The 13611-nt window shown below is 65.8% G+C and carries 13 protein-coding genes and 1 pseudogene; 8 read left to right on the top strand and 6 right to left on the bottom strand.

Features of this window, described 5'->3' with window-relative positions:
* Positions 1-232: 232 nt before the first annotated feature.
* The gene (locus tag H8S57_RS11145; protein WP_186908167.1) at positions 233-1219 is read right to left on the bottom strand and encodes a biotin--[acetyl-CoA-carboxylase] ligase; all 987 of its coding nucleotides are present in this window, start codon (positions 1217-1219) and stop codon (positions 233-235) included.
* A gap of 131 nt (positions 1220-1350) precedes the next feature.
* Between H8S57_RS11145 and H8S57_RS11140 the strand changes: the two genes are divergently transcribed.
* The 5 genes and pseudogenes from H8S57_RS11140 (at position 1351) to H8S57_RS11125 (ending at position 3502) form a co-directional block, all read left to right on the top strand.
* Complete coding sequence (locus H8S57_RS11140) at positions 1351-1896, top strand: biotin transporter BioY (RefSeq protein WP_243204794.1); 546 nt, start codon at positions 1351-1353, stop codon at positions 1894-1896.
* Positions 1897-1959: 63 nt separating this feature from the next.
* The gene (gene yabP / locus H8S57_RS11135) at positions 1960-2250 is read left to right on the top strand and encodes a sporulation protein YabP (protein ID WP_186908165.1); all 291 of its coding nucleotides are present in this window, start codon (positions 1960-1962) and stop codon (positions 2248-2250) included.
* A 1-nt stretch (position 2251) separates the two neighbouring features.
* Positions 2252-2512, top strand: a pseudogene (yabQ, locus tag H8S57_RS18045) (spore cortex biosynthesis protein YabQ); the annotation flags it as partial.
* Between the two features lie 232 nt (positions 2513-2744).
* Positions 2745-3020 (top strand): septum formation initiator family protein, encoded by a 276-nt coding sequence (locus tag H8S57_RS11130; RefSeq protein WP_186908164.1) that lies wholly within the window; start codon positions 2745-2747, stop codon positions 3018-3020.
* 44 nt (positions 3021-3064) lie between these two features.
* Positions 3065-3502, top strand: coding sequence for a S1 RNA-binding domain-containing protein (locus H8S57_RS11125; RefSeq protein ID WP_186908163.1), 438 nt, complete (start codon positions 3065-3067; stop codon positions 3500-3502).
* 97 nt (positions 3503-3599) lie between these two features.
* On the opposite strand, the gene H8S57_RS11120 is transcribed toward H8S57_RS11125, so the two are convergent.
* From H8S57_RS11120 to H8S57_RS11110, 3 genes are all read right to left on the bottom strand, one after another.
* On the bottom strand, positions 3600-4970 hold the full coding sequence (locus H8S57_RS11120) for a penicillin-binding transpeptidase domain-containing protein (protein ID WP_186908162.1): 1371 nt from the start codon (positions 4968-4970) through the stop codon (positions 3600-3602).
* On the bottom strand, positions 4957-6771 hold the full coding sequence (locus H8S57_RS11115; protein ID WP_352408628.1) for an FtsW/RodA/SpoVE family cell cycle protein: 1815 nt from the start codon (positions 6769-6771) through the stop codon (positions 4957-4959). Before H8S57_RS11115 ends, H8S57_RS11120 begins: the two co-directional genes overlap by 14 nt.
* Positions 6772-6937: 166 nt before the next feature.
* A complete protein-coding gene (locus H8S57_RS11110) occupies positions 6938-7825 on the bottom strand; it encodes a LysR family transcriptional regulator (RefSeq protein WP_186908161.1) in 888 nt (295 codons plus the stop codon).
* 351 nt (positions 7826-8176) lie between these two features.
* Here H8S57_RS11110 and H8S57_RS11105 point away from each other — a divergent pair, with 351 nt between their 5' ends.
* From H8S57_RS11105 to H8S57_RS11095, 3 genes are all read left to right on the top strand, one after another.
* The gene (locus tag H8S57_RS11105; protein WP_186908160.1) at positions 8177-9451 is read left to right on the top strand and encodes an MFS transporter; all 1275 of its coding nucleotides are present in this window, start codon (positions 8177-8179) and stop codon (positions 9449-9451) included.
* 130 nt (positions 9452-9581) lie between these two features.
* A complete protein-coding gene (gene yedF, locus H8S57_RS11100; protein ID WP_186908193.1) occupies positions 9582-10172 on the top strand; it encodes a sulfurtransferase-like selenium metabolism protein YedF in 591 nt (196 codons plus the stop codon).
* Positions 10172-10438: a putative Se/S carrier protein gene (locus tag H8S57_RS11095; RefSeq protein ID WP_186908159.1), complete on the top strand. Its 267-nt coding sequence runs from the start codon at positions 10172-10174 to the stop codon at positions 10436-10438. The genes yedF and H8S57_RS11095 overlap by 1 nt, the downstream gene beginning before the upstream one ends.
* A gap of 40 nt (positions 10439-10478) precedes the next feature.
* Here the strand turns inward: H8S57_RS11095 and H8S57_RS11090 are convergent, their stop codons facing one another.
* Positions 10479-11627: an MFS transporter gene (locus H8S57_RS11090; RefSeq protein ID WP_186908158.1), complete on the bottom strand. Its 1149-nt coding sequence runs from the start codon at positions 11625-11627 to the stop codon at positions 10479-10481.
* A 123-nt stretch (positions 11628-11750) separates the two neighbouring features.
* Positions 11751-13607 carry a glycoside hydrolase family 13 protein gene (locus tag H8S57_RS11085; RefSeq protein WP_186908157.1) on the bottom strand — a complete coding sequence of 619 codons (1857 nt, stop codon included), beginning with the start codon at positions 13605-13607 and terminating at the stop codon, positions 11751-11753.
* Positions 13608-13611: the final 4 nt, after the last annotated feature.

Below are 13611 nucleotides of genomic sequence, written 5' to 3'. Positions count from 1 at the left end.
ATATGTGTCAAGACACATATATTGTCCTATTATAGCGAACGGATCAAAAATGTCAAGGCATTACCGCATCATTCAACACGTGCGGATCGGCGCGAAAATTTGTGCCGCAAAAAGGCGCGAAACCGCAGGAATACTTTTTGTATTGCAAGGTTTTGCAACGCATTTGTGGGGCAAATTGGCCGCCAAGACGTGCGTGGGGAATTGTGCGGTGATGCCTCAAGTCCTTCCGGCCCTATTCATAGCCCAAAAGGCCCCGGACGGAGACCTCGCCGGAGGAAAGCGCCTCTTGCTCCCCGTTGTCCCAGCGGACCAGCAGCGCAAAATCCTCGTTCACTGCTTCGGCGGTCCCCGTGCGGACCTGGCCGGGACGCAGTACCCGGACCGCTCGCCCCGCCGTCACGCACAGCGCGCGGTAGCGCGCCAGGTAGTCCGCCTTTTGCGCCGGAAAGGCCCGGTACAGGTCATCCAGGGCGGAGAGCACCTCTGCCGCCAGTTGGGAGCGGCGGGGGGCCTGCCCCAGGGCCTGGGCCAGGGAGATGGCGACCGGGGCCACCTCCGGGCCGAAGTCGGCCGCGTCCTGGCTCACGTTGATCCCCACGCCCACGATCACATGCCGCAGGGCGGCGGTCTCTGCCTCCAGCTCCAGTTCCGTGAGGATGCCGCAGAGCTTTCTGCCCTCCAGCACGATGTCGTTGGGCCACTTGATCCCGGCGCGGACGCCGCAGCAGCGTTCCAGCGCCCGGCAGACCGCCACCGCCGTCCAGGCCGTGAGCATCCCCGCGTCGGCCAGCACGCATTGGGGCCGCAGCAGCACGGAGAGGTAGAGCCCCTTTCCGGCGGGAGAGACGAACGAGCGGCCCAGCCGCCCCCGGCCCCCGGTCTGTTCCTGCGCCAGCACCGCCAGGCCGTCGGGGGCGGTGTCGGCGCGGCGCTTGAGCTCATTGTTGGTGGAATCTACCGTGTCCAGACAGAGCAGCGCCGCCCCCACGGTCCGGCCGGCCAGCGCCCCGGCCAGTTCCCCGGGCGAGAGCAGGTCCGGAGAGTCCTCCAGCCGGTAGCCGCGGTGGGGCGCGGAGGAAATGACGTAGCCCTCCTGCCGCAGCGCCTCCACGGCCTTCCACACCGCCGCCCGGCTTACCCCCAGCGTTCGGCTCATTCCCTCGCCGGAGCAGGGAGCATCCCCCGCCTTCAGCAGCGCCAGCACCTGATCCCGCAGCACAGCGCCGCCTCCTTTCGTTTTTTTGTATCGTATCAGAGAAACCGGGTCCTGTCAACTTATCGGAAGTGACAGTTTACAATTGACGAAATGTAAACTAAAATATAAAAAAGGTTTACAATGGAGGGATGAAAATGAGGAACCATACCCGTATGCTGATCCTGTGCGCCCTGTTTGCCGCGCTGACCGCCGTAGGCGCCTTCCTGCGCCTTCCGGCAGGGGCCATGTCCATCACCCTGCAGTTTTTCTTTACCGCCATGGCGGCCCTGCTGTTGGGGCCCAGGTGGGGCGCCCTGTCCCAGATCGTTTACGTGGCGCTGGGATTGGCGGGCCTGCCGGTGTTTACCCAGGGCGGCGGTCCGGGATATGTGTTTCAGCCCAGCTTCGGCTTTCTGCTGGGGCTTATTCCGGCGGCCTGGGTCATGGGAAAGCTGGCGGGAGACGGAACGCGGCCCTGGCGGACGGCGCTGGCCTGCGCGGCGGGGGACGGCGTGCTTTACCTGGTGGGCATCCCCTACATGTACCTTATTTTCAACGGCTACCTGGGCCGGGGCATGTCCCTGTCCGCCGTGCTTTGGGCGGGCATGCTGGTTTACCTGCCCGGCGACGCGGTGAAGATCGCGGCCGCCGCGCTGCTGGCAAAGCCGCTGCTCCGCGCCCTGCCCCGGCAGCAGGCGTAATATCCTGCCCCCCTGTCCCATATACATCAATGAGATCATAACGGGAAAGGTGGGGTCATCCGAATGCCGTATGAGGAGAACAGGACCCGGGCCGAGGCGGCCCATCACATCGTTTTGGAAGAGCGGGAGCAGCTTTCCGTCTCCGGCGTGGAGGAAGTGGAGAGCTTCGACGAGAATACCATCGTCATGTACACCAGCCGGGGCACCCTGATCGTCCGGGGCCAGGGGCTGCACATCGAAAAGCTGAGCCTGGACGGGGGAGACCTGAAGGTGGAGGGGGACATCGATTCCCTGACGTACGAGGATTCCGGCCGGGAAAAGGCCGGGGGCCTGCTGGCCCGCCTGTTCCGCTGAGATGGAGATCTCGGTCTCCGCCCAGGCTGCCCTGCTGGCCGGAGCGCTGCTGCTGGGAGCGGCGGTGGGGCTGCTGTACGACTTTTTCCGCATCCTCCGCGTCCGCATCCCCCTGAAGCTGCTGGGCGCCCTGCTGGATTTGGTGTTCTGGCTGGCGGTCACCGCGGCCCTGTTCGTCTATGCCGTCGCCGCCGGAGACGGGGCGGTGCGCATCTACCTGGTCTTGGGCGTGTTGGGGGGCGCTACGGTCTACTTCTTGCTGCTCAGCCGCTGGGCCCTCAAGCTGGGCTACCTGCTGGCGGATTTTCTGGGGGTGTTGTGGCGCCTGGCCACACTACCGGTTGTGGCCGCAGGACGTCTATGCAAAAAAATCGGAAAAAGAGCAAAAAAAACCTTCCATTATCGGCGCAAGTGGTATAAAATAAAGCTGATATCTAGGGAAATGGAAGAAGCGCACCGGCAAAATGCCGACGCGGCGGCAGGAGGGAAGGGCCATGAAAACCAAAAAAGCGTCCATCCTGACCAAGCTGGTGGTCCTGGCCCTGCTTATCGGCGTGGCAAGCGCCCTGTTGAACCTGCGGGGGCAGATTCAGCAGGCTCAGTCCGACCTGACGCAGGCCCAGGCGGAGGTAGCCGCCCAGAAGCAGGTCAACGCCGACTTGGCAGACGCCGTGGAAAACAGCGGCGACCCCCAGCGGCAGGCTGATATCGCCCGCAGCAAGCTGGGGCTGGTGGAGCCGGGCGAGTATGTCTTCTATTTCACCAATTAGTGCGTTTACCCCGCGCAGATTGATAAGGAGGATATGTCTGTCAGATGGAGTTCGGTGTTGGTTCGGTTGTAGAGGGGAAGGTCACAGGCATCACAAAGTTCGGCGCTTTCGTCGCCCTGCCGGAGGGCAGGTCGGGTTTGGTGCATATCTCTGAGATCGCCTACTCCTACGTAAATGATGTAAAGGATCATCTTAAGGAAGGGCAGCAGGTCAAAGTCAAGGTCATCGGCATCGACGAAAACGGCCGCATCAACCTCTCCATCAAAAAGGCAATGGATCCCCCGCCCCGTCCGGCGGGTCAGGGCCGCCCCATGGGCCGCCCGGCGGGCCAGAGCGGCGGCGGCTTCCGCGGCAAGAGCGCTCCGGCGGAGCCGGCCACCTTTGAGGACCGGCTCAAGCAGTTCATGGCCTCTTCAGACAGCAAGCTGTCCGAGCTGCGCCAGGCGGAGCGGCGCAATTCCCGCAGGGGCGGGCGCAAGTAAACGCCCTTTCCCGGCGGCACAGACCGAAAACGAGAAACGGGACCAACCTTCGGGTTGGTCCCGTTTTTGAGGGCAAGCGGAGCCGGCCGGGAAAGGGTCAATACCCGTTGACCAGCGCGTCCAGCACCTGGGCGGCCACGGAGCCCGCCGTATCCGCGCCGGAGCCGCCGTTTTCCACCAGCACCACAAAGGCGTAGGGCGTATCCGTCCCCCGCAGGAATCCGGCGAACCAGGCGTGGGGGTTGCCGCCACCCACTTCCGCCGTACCGCTCTTGGCGCACACGTCCATATTGGGGAAGCGGCCGGCCCCATAGGTCTCGGTCACGTTGCGGTGCATCATCTCGGCCAGGGTGGCCGCTGTGGCTGGGGCGACCAGGGTGCCAGTGCTCTTTCTGCGGTAGAAGCCGGAGGGCAGTCCCAGGGCGTTTTCCGTCTTGAGGACGAGCTGGGGCGCCGCCGCGCTTCCCCCGTTTGCGATGGCTCCCATGTAGACCATCAGCGCGCAGGGGTTGACCAGGTCGTCCCCCTGCCCCACGCCGGCCCAGCCCAGCGCCCCCTGCGAAAGGCCGCTGAAGGCAAAGCTCCCGGCGGCGGTATTCAGGCCGCTGACGGAATAGCGCGCCGTCAGGCCCGCCTGCCGGGTGTAAGCCTCCAGCACCGCGTCCCCCAGCTCGGCGGCCAGAAGGGCGAACACTCCGTTGCAGGAGCTGGAGAGCGCTGCGTAGATATCCAGCTCCCCGTGCGCGTGAGGACAGGTGACGGCCTCACCCGCCACGTCGGTGGAGCCGGTACAGGTCCAGGTGCGCGTGAAGAGATCGGGAATGTTCTCAATGGCCGCGGCCAGAGTAATGGTCTTATACACCGAGCCGGGCACAAACGTACCGGACAGGAAGCGGTTGAGATAGACTCCGTCGTAGGCGGGATCGTCCTCCACATGCTCCGGGGGATCCAGGGGATCGAAGGAGGGGGCGGAGACCATGCACAGGACTTCCCCCGTCTGATAGTTGTACACGCCCACGGCCCCCTTGCGCCCGCCCAGCGCCTGATAGGCGATGTAGTTGAGCCGGGCGTCCAGGGTCAGGTACAGGTCGTTGCCCCGGCCCAGGGGGGAGTAGGCTCCGGTGAGCAGGTTGTAGCCCGAAAGCCGGTCGGCAAAGGCGGTCAGGGCGCCGGTGCCGATGTTGCCGCCCCGGTCCCCCACTGCATGGAGGGTGGCTTTCCGTACCGTGGCGTTTTCGTAGTAGGCGCGCCGCCCGGCGCCGTCCACCCAGGAGAGCACGTCGTCGTCCCGGTCCAGCACCCGGCCCACGGCCAGCTCCCCGCTGGAGTTGAACAGATGCCGGTTGGCGGCGTAGGAGGCCCAGCGCCCGCCGTTCAGCGCCCAGCGCCCCACATACAGCGCCAGCCCCGCGATCAGGGCGGCGGCCAGGAGCAGGCACAACAGGGCCCGGCGTTCAATCTTCTTCATCATCCGCCTCCTGTTCCCAGCCCTCCGTGTCCCGGGGGGCCAGCGCCGCACCCCGGCGGTCCTCCCGCCGGGAAGGCAGGCGGATGGCAAAGCTGGCGTTCTGGCGGGTGTCGGTGGCTTTCAGAAAGGCCAGCAGGCCCCAGGAAGCCAGCATGGACGATCCGCCGTTGGACACGAAGGGAAACGTGACCCCGGTGAGGGGCAGCAGGTCCACCGCGCCGAACACGTTCAGGCAGGTTTGAAAGACCATCATGGAGGTGGCGGCGCAGGCGGCGATGGTGTAAAAGCTGCTCCGGCCCGCCCGGCAGGCGCGCACGGCGAAGACCGCCAGTGTGAACACGGAGAGCACCGCCAGCGCCGCGATGATCAGGCCCCACTCCTCACAGAGCATACCGAAGACCAGATCGGTATCCGCGGCGGCCACCCGGTGGAGCCAGCCCTCCCCGGGCCCCACCCCCACCAGACCGCCGGAGGCGGCGGCCGACATGGCGCGGGTCTGCTGGTAGCCCCCGGCGGAGGCGTTCTCCCAGGCGTGGCCCCAGGTGGCAAAGCGCCGGAGGATATAGGGCTTGAGGGAGAGCATGGTGAGCACGGCGAACACGCCGCCGCCCGTGATCAGGGACAGGGTGGCGAAATCACCGGAGCGGAGATAGGCGATGACCAGGAAGGTTACGAAAAAGATGGCGGCGGTGCCGAAATCGCTCATCAGGGCCAGACAGCCCAGGCACACGCCGGTCAGGACGATGAACAGGCCCAGGTTCCGCTTGCGGAAGAGCCGCTCCAGCGTGGCCGAGCCGGCAAAGATATAGCAGATCTTGGCCAGCTCCGAGGGCTGGAGGGAGAGCGCGCCCAGCCGGATCCAGTTGGCCGCGCCGTACTGAGGGGCGGATCCCAGCACCAGGGTGACGGATACCAGGCCGATCGCGGCGGCGGCCATGAGCCAGCGGATGTGCTTGGCCCGCTCCAGATCCCGCAGAAAAACGCCCAGTATCAGGAAGAGGACCAGGCCCAGCAGCAGGGCGAGAAATTGCTTGAACAGCGCCGACGGCGCGGAGGAGGCGGTGATGGCCAGGGACAGGGTGGACAGGAAGAACGCGATGGTCTCCATCTCGAACCCCACCCGCCGCAGCAGGCGCATGGTGAGAAAGTAGAGCCACATCACCAGCGAGAGGCAGAGAAAGGCGCCGGGAAGGTTGAGCGTGGCCTGCGCCCCGGCGGAGAGGATCAGCTGCAGCGCGCACAGCACCTGAAACACCGTCAGCAGCACCAGCCCCAGCCAGGGAGAGGCGGGCTTGGCGGCACGGCGGCGGTGGCGGCGCTGGGCCTTTTCCTCCGGAGACACGGGCAGCAGCACGGTCTCCACCCCGCCCAGGCCCAGAACGTCTCCGTAGGCCACCGGGGCGCTGCCCTCCACCGCCGCGCCGTTGACGGTGACGCCGCCGGTGGAGCCCAGGTCGTGGACCGTCCAGGTGTCGTCCTCGCGGCGGATCAGGGCGGCGTGCTGGCGGGAGACCACCGGATAATTCAGCACCACGTCGCAGGCGCCGCCCCGGCCCAGGATGTTTTCCCAGTGGGTCAGGGGCTCCCCCGACCCGTTGGGCAGGGTCAGGTAGGCCCACACCTCCGGCAGATGGGGCACCGTCAGCAGGGAACGGATGGAGCGGATAAGGATCAGCAGAGCCAGTACCGGGAACACAAAGCGTACGATGGACGTAAACCAGCCGCACAGCTGCGGGTTGGCCGCCAGCCAACCGGTCAGCGCGTCCATCCGCTGCTGGGGCAGGGCAAACAGCGCTTCCATCCGGACCCCCTCCTTTCCCTGAGCGGTGCAAAGCGGCCGTTTACCGCATAAAACGCCGCGGGCTTCCCAAAACCGGTTTGCTTCTCTGAAAGTTGTTTGATTATAACACAGATACGGTGGATAAAAAAGCGGAAGCCGTCCGGCTTCCGCTTTTTTTACGAAATCTTCATTTTTTCGCCAGGAAGTCCCGCACCGTATCCACCAAAAGGGGCAGGGACGGATTGGCGCTGCCCCGCCGCCAGCTCAGGCTGTGGCTGGACAGCGGCACGCCCACCAGGGGGACAAAGGTCACCCGGCCGCGGGTCAGATACTCGAAGTCGTTGGTCAGGGTACTGATCCCCAGGCCGCAGGCCACCAGCATCAGCAGGGTGGGCACATGGCCCACCTCCGCCACGATCTCCGGCACGAAGCCGGCTTCCGCCGTGATCCGCCAGAGAAAGTCGTGTCCGGGCTGGGAGGCGGAGCGGGCCATGGCGATAAACTTTTCCCCCTTCAGATCCTCCATCCGCAGGCTGCGCTCCAGGGCCAGGGGCGAGTGGGGCGGGACCACCACGCACTGGTGGTCCCGGCGCAGCACCAGGCTCTCCACCTCCGGCGGCATCGCCTCGGAGCCGAAGTTGAAAATGGCGTCCAGCTCCCCGTCCAAAAAGCGCCGGATCAGCTGGGAGTGGCTGTATTCCCGCAGGAGCAGGCGTACCTCGGGATAGCGCCGCTCCATGGCCTGATAGATGTCCACCGCCTCGGGATGAAACGCATCCCGCAGGATGCCCAGGGTGAGCGTGCCCGCGTACCCCTTCTGGGCCAGCTGGGCGGCGCTGACGCTGCGGCGGTAGCCGTCCAGAATGGCGGGGCACTCCCGCAGGAACGCCTCCCCCGCCGGGGTGAGGGACACCCCCCGGGAATTGCGGTGAAAGAGCTGGACCTCCAGCTCCTTTTCCAGGGCCGCGATCAGCCGGCTCAGGGCAGGCTGCGCCATGAACAGGTCGTTCGCCGCCTGCGTAAAATTGAGCCGCTGTGCCAGGACCAGAAAGCTCTCGATCTGTTCCAGGTTCATCCGTGCACACCTCGTCTCCTGCGCTGTTTGCTTCAGTATAGCAGATTTTTCGGGGGGTGTCATGGCTTTCTATGTAAAATCGGAATGGCAGCTATGCTTTTTTCGTTATAGAATCGGCGCATTGCTGAAATCCCGGGGTCCCATTTTGCCCTTTTACACAAAAAAGCCGTCCGGGTGGCGCAAAACGAGAGGGAAGAGGGGGCCCGCACCAGCCGGTCAAGCGTTTTGCGCATGGGAGCCATACGGAATCGGTATTTTACGTCCGCCGCCGCCTGCGATAAAATACAGGCGTTTACGGGCGGTGTGGGAAGGAGCCGCCCGGAGGTCTACGAATAAAAGGAGGAATCTGGTTTGAACGCACAAAATAAAACCACCAAGGTCACTGCCAACTTTGGCGCCAAGGGTTGGCTGCTGATGCTCTTTTCCTTCGCGTGCATCTTCATCGACAGCTCTCTGATCAACGATTCCCTGAACGTTACCCGCGAGGTGTTCGCCGGCACCACCGGCATGAACTACGGGGTGTTGTCCATGTTCTCCACCGTGGGCGGCTGGATCGCCGTGGCGGGCGGCGTGCTCTGGGGCTATATCGGCGCCAAGAAGTCCGCCCGTTTTGCCTGGACCTGCTCGCTGGCCATCACCGCCATCGCCTGCTTCGCCTGGGGCTACGCCGCCAACTACGTGGTGTACTTCGTCTGCGTGTCCGTGGCCATGGTGGGCGGCATGGGCTTTGCCTACATTGCCAACGGAAACGTCATCGGCAACTGGTTCCCCAAGAAAAAGGGCCTGGTCATGGGCTGGGTTACCATCGGCTTCCCCCTGTCCGCCGCTACCACCACGGCCCTGGCCTCCATCCTGGTCGGCATGGGCGGCACCCGCGCCGTCTATACCTTCTACGGCGTCGCCTGCACGGTGCTGGCCGTGCTGTGCGCCGTCTTTGTGCGGGACTATCCCGAGCAGGCCGGCGCCTTCCCCGACAACGACCGCTCCTTCGACAAGGCGCAGGCGGAGCAGGAGCTCAAGGCCGGCCTGGAGTACATGAAGACCTCTCCCTGGACCCCCGGGAAAATGCTCTCCTACAAGCGCACCTGGATGGCCGGCTTCTCCCTGGGCGTCATGGAGCTGCTGTCCCTGGGCATCATGACCAACTTCTTCGCCCGCCTGTCCAGCATTGGCTACCAGCCCGGTGAGATCATCGGCATGCTGGCCATCGCCGGGATCGCCGCCTGCTTCGGCAGCCCCCTGTGCGGCGTGCTGGATGCCAAGGTGGGTCCCAAGAGGGCCATCATCATCACCTTCGGCATCGGTGTGGTCTCCCTGATCCTCAACCTGACCGGCATCCGCGCCTGCATCTACCTGTCGCTCCCCTTCCTGGCCCTGATGCTGGGCGGCGCGTCCAACTATCTGGTGTCCTTCACCAGCACCGTCTGGGGCCGCTATGACTTCCCGCTGGCCTACAAGGTGCTCAAGCCCATCGTGGCCGCCATCGGCGCCATCGGCGTTTCCCTGGTCGCCATCATCGGCGAGGCTTCCTCCTACGCCACCGCTTACGCGGTGCTGGCCGTTCTGGCCGTCGTGGCCGCCGTCGTCATGGCCGTCACCAAGGACGACTTCGTGGGCCGCAACTAAACGGGCTGTTTCCGCCGAAACCCTCTGAGGGGCGCTGCCATTCGGGCAGCGCCCCTTTCGTTTGCTTGACAGGGGGAATGCGGCGGTTATAATGAGAGGAGAAGCAGATACGGAACGGAGATGCATGGATATGAAAATGATCGACGCCAGAGGAAAAAACTGTCCCATCCCGGTAGTCCTGGCCCAGAAGGCCATCGCTGCCGGCGAGACGGCCTTTACCGTCCGGGTGGACAACGCCGCCGCCGTGGAAAACCTGAAGCGTCTGGCGGAAAGCAGGGGCTATCAGGCACATCCCGTAGGGGACGGGGAAGGGTTTGCCGTGACGTTTGCCGCCTCCGGCACGCCGACGGCGCAGGCGGCAAGCCCTTCCCAACACGCCGCCGCCGGGGATTGGACGGTCTTCGCAGGCCGGGACTGCATCGGCGACGGGGACCGGGAACTGGGGAGCAGCCTGATGCGCATGTTCTTTTATACCCTCACCCAGGGAGACGAGCTGCCCGGAACGATCCTTTTTATGAATGCGGGGGTAAAGCTGCCCACCCTGGACGCCCAGGTGGCGGAGCACCTGAACGCTCTGCAGGAGCGGGGGGTAAAGGTGCTGGTATGCGGCACGTGCCTGAACTTCTACGGCCTGGCCGATCAGTTGAAGGCGGGCACGGTGAGCAATATGTATGATATCGTGTCCTGCATGGCCCGCTCCGCCAAGGTGGTCACCCTCTGATGGATTACGTTATGGCCGCATTTTCCTCCACCTATGCCGCCCTGCTGGCCCAGCGTGCGGGAGCGGAGGTCGCCGCGGTCCAGGTCATGCCCGTGCTGCGGGAGGTGTCCCAGGGCTGCGGCATCGCCCTGCGCCTCCCGCCTGAGGCACTGGAGCGGGTGCGCGGCGCGCTGGCCGCCTGCGGGCTGAAGCCGGAGGAGTACGCCTTTTACGCGGTTTCGGGGCAGGGGGATGCGCGGTCGGTTCGGCTCCTGCCCGGCGGTTAGTCCCGCCGTGCCGGGGAGACCGGGAGCGCGGCCGCGGGCTTCAGGATGCGGACTGGCCTGCGCCTGCCCGGAACAGCACCAGAGCGGCGGCGCAGCAGGCTGCGCCCAGCAGCAGCGCCCGTTCCACGCCCTGGCCGGCCAGCGCCCCGAAGGCGGGGTAGAGACACATGCTCCCCACGTCCATGAGCATGGCGTTGCAGGAGAGCTGGGCGGCCCGCCCCGTCGGGTGGGCGCGCTCGTTCTGGATCGACAGGGACAGGGGCGTCAGCAGGGACTGTACGGCCCGCAGGGCCGTGACCCCCAGCACGGCGGCGGCGGGGGCGGGAGACAGGACCGGCAGCAGGCAGGCCGCCGTTCCCGCGGTCAGGAGGGCCGCCGCCGCCCTCCGCTGCCCCAGACGGCGGGACATCCGATGGGAGAGGCCCCCCAGCAGGCCCGCCGCCGTCATGGCGGCGTGGAGGGCGCCGAACCACTGCTGGGGGATGCCCGCGCGTGTATAGAGGAGCGGGCTGAGAAAGACGGTGACGCTCTGGCCGGTCTCTTCCGCCAGGCAGAAGGCCAGCAGCACCGGGGCGAGGGCCAGGGTGCGCCGGGCCGCCTGGGCAAAGGACAGGGGCTCCGCCGTCCGGGTCTGGGCGGCCCGCTCCCCCTCCGGCTCGGCCAGGCCCAGGGTGAGCAGGGCGGCGGCCGTGTAGGAGCCGACCGTGAGCAGGGCGGCCAGGCGGTAAGTTCCGCCCCAAAGGGGCCAGGACAGAGAGGCCGCCAGCACCCCCAGCGTCTGCACTGCCTGGCTCAGGGCGTAGGCCCTGCGGTGCCCGTCGTCCCGGCAGCAGGCGAACAGGAAGGCGCTGTCGCATCCGGACAGGCCGGACAGGCTGACTGCCAGCAGCGCCCGCTCCGCCAGAAAGGCCGCGAAGGTCTCCGCGCGCCAGAAGACTACCTTGGATGCGGCGAAGACGAACGCGCACAGTACGATGGTGCGCCGGTGCCCCAGCCGGTCGGCCAGCCACCCCCAGGGCAGTTCCAGAAGGAGCATCAACGCCAGGGAGAAGCTTTCGATCCCTCCGATCTGTACCAGATCCAGACCGCTCTCCTGCCGGTAAAGGGTGGCCACAGGACTGTAAAAGACCATGCCCTGCAAAAAAAGAACAGCAAAAAGGAGCGCAATATTGCGCTGATTCCGAATCATAATCGTTCCTCCTGAATTGAAACAAGCTTCGCGTCCGCTCCATGGGCGGGGCGGAGCGTCGGATTCAGAAGAACCTCAGTTCGGACAGCGCATATCGTGCTCCTTTTGTGTAAGATGAGGACATTATACCACGCCGGAGGCGGATTTGCAACGCTCCCCCGTCAGCAGGCGGCCGGTCAGGGGGGGCAGGGGAACCGTATCCGTAAAGCGCTCCCCGCTCATCCGGTCCCGGAAGGCGCCGTCCAGGGGCAGCTGCTCCGGAGCGTCCCCGGCGTTGACGGCAGCGATCACCGTCTCCCCTTCCCAGGTCCGGGAGAAGGCCAGCACCCGCCCCTCGGCCCGCAGCCAGCGCAGGTCCCCCCGGCGCAGGGGGAGAAGGGACTTTCGGGCCTGCCCCAGCGCGGCGTACCAGGCGGTCAGGGCCTTGTCCTCCGCGCCCCAGGGGAAGGTGCGGCGGTTGAAGGGGTCTTCGAAGCCCTCCATCCCGGCCTCGTCCCCGTAATAGATCGTGGGGGCGCCGGGAAACGCGAACAGCACCAGGGCCCCCAGACGCAGCCGGGCCAGGGCCAGGGCGCGCTGGCCGGCGTCCATGCGGAAGTCGGCCCGCCAGGCCTTGGTGTTCTCCCGGCAGTCGGAGCCCACGCCCAGCAGGGTGAGGATGCGGGGGGTGTCGTGGGTGCCCAGAAAGTTCATCGCGGAGGCAAAGGCGAAGGGGGGATAGTTCTCCCGCAGGGTCTCCATGGCATCCCGGAAGCAGGCCGCGTCCGCGCCCAGCAGGAAGGAGATCAGGCCGTTGCGGAAGGGGTAGTTCATCAGCCCGTCGCAGTGTCCGCCCAAGATATGTCTGCGGCGGACCCCATAGGCGATCTTGGTGGAGCCGTCCTCCCACACCTCCCCAATGACCACGGCGTTGGGGTCGGCCGCCCGGACGGCCTGATGGAGCTCGCGGATGAAGTCGTCGGGCAGCTCGTCGGCCACGTCCAGCCGCCAGCCGTCCGCCCCGGCCTGCAGCCAGCGGCGCACAATGCTGTGTTCCCCCCGGATGATATAGTCCCGGTAGGAGTCCTCCCCTTCGTTGACGGCGGGCAGGGTATAGATGCCCCACCAGGAGTCGAACCGGTCGGGCCAGTGCTGGAAGTGGAACCAGGGGTAATAGGGACTCTGCCGGGACTGGGCCGCCCCCGGCTGGGGGTAGAAGCCGTCGCCGTTGAAATAGCGGCTGACAAAGCCGGTGTGGTTGAACACACCGTCCAGAATGACCCGCATCCCCCTGGCGTGGGCAGCCCGGCACAGAGCGGAAAAATCCGCGTCACAGCCCAGCATGGGGTCTACGTGCTCATAATCGGCGGTGCCGTAGCGGTGGTTTTCCGCCGCCTCGAAAATGGGGTTGAAATACAGGGTCTCCACGCCCAGGGACTGGAGGTAGGGCAGCTGCTCCAGCACGCCCTTCAGGTCTCCGCCGAAGAAGTCCCGGTTGCGCACCTCGCCCCGGGCGTCGGGGCGGTATTCCGGCTCCTCCTGCCAGGCGGCATGGACGCTCCGGCCGCCCACCATGCCGCCGGGGTCGGGGATGCGGCTGCGGCGGAAGCGGTCGGGAAAGATCTGATAACAGGTCCCCTCTCCAAACCAGGCGGGCACCTGCTCGCAGCCGTCATACACCGTCAGCTGGTATTCCCCCAGCGTCCGGGTCCGGCCGTCCAGCCCCTCCAGGCGGAAGGAGTAGAAGATCAGACCCACATAATCCCCCGTGGGCAGGGAGCCCGCGAACACGTCCCGTTCGCCGTCCCGGCCGCTCCAGGGCAGAAAGATGCGCACCAGCTCATTGGCCCGGCTTTCAAACCGGGCGGTGAGCACCGCCCGGGAAAAAGCCTGAGCGCGCTCCGGCCGGAGCGCGAAATGCACCACGGTTCCGGCGCTGACCGCCCCGTAGGGAGATTTATACCGCTCGTCCCGGGGATCGAAGAGAAGGGTATCCGTCATCCAA

The sequence above is a fragment of the Lawsonibacter hominis genome (genome assembly GCF_014287895.1).
GTDB classification, from domain to species: Bacteria; Bacillota; Clostridia; order Oscillospirales; family Oscillospiraceae; genus Lawsonibacter_A; species Lawsonibacter_A hominis.
This window is presented reverse-complemented; position numbering and strand designations above follow the sequence as displayed.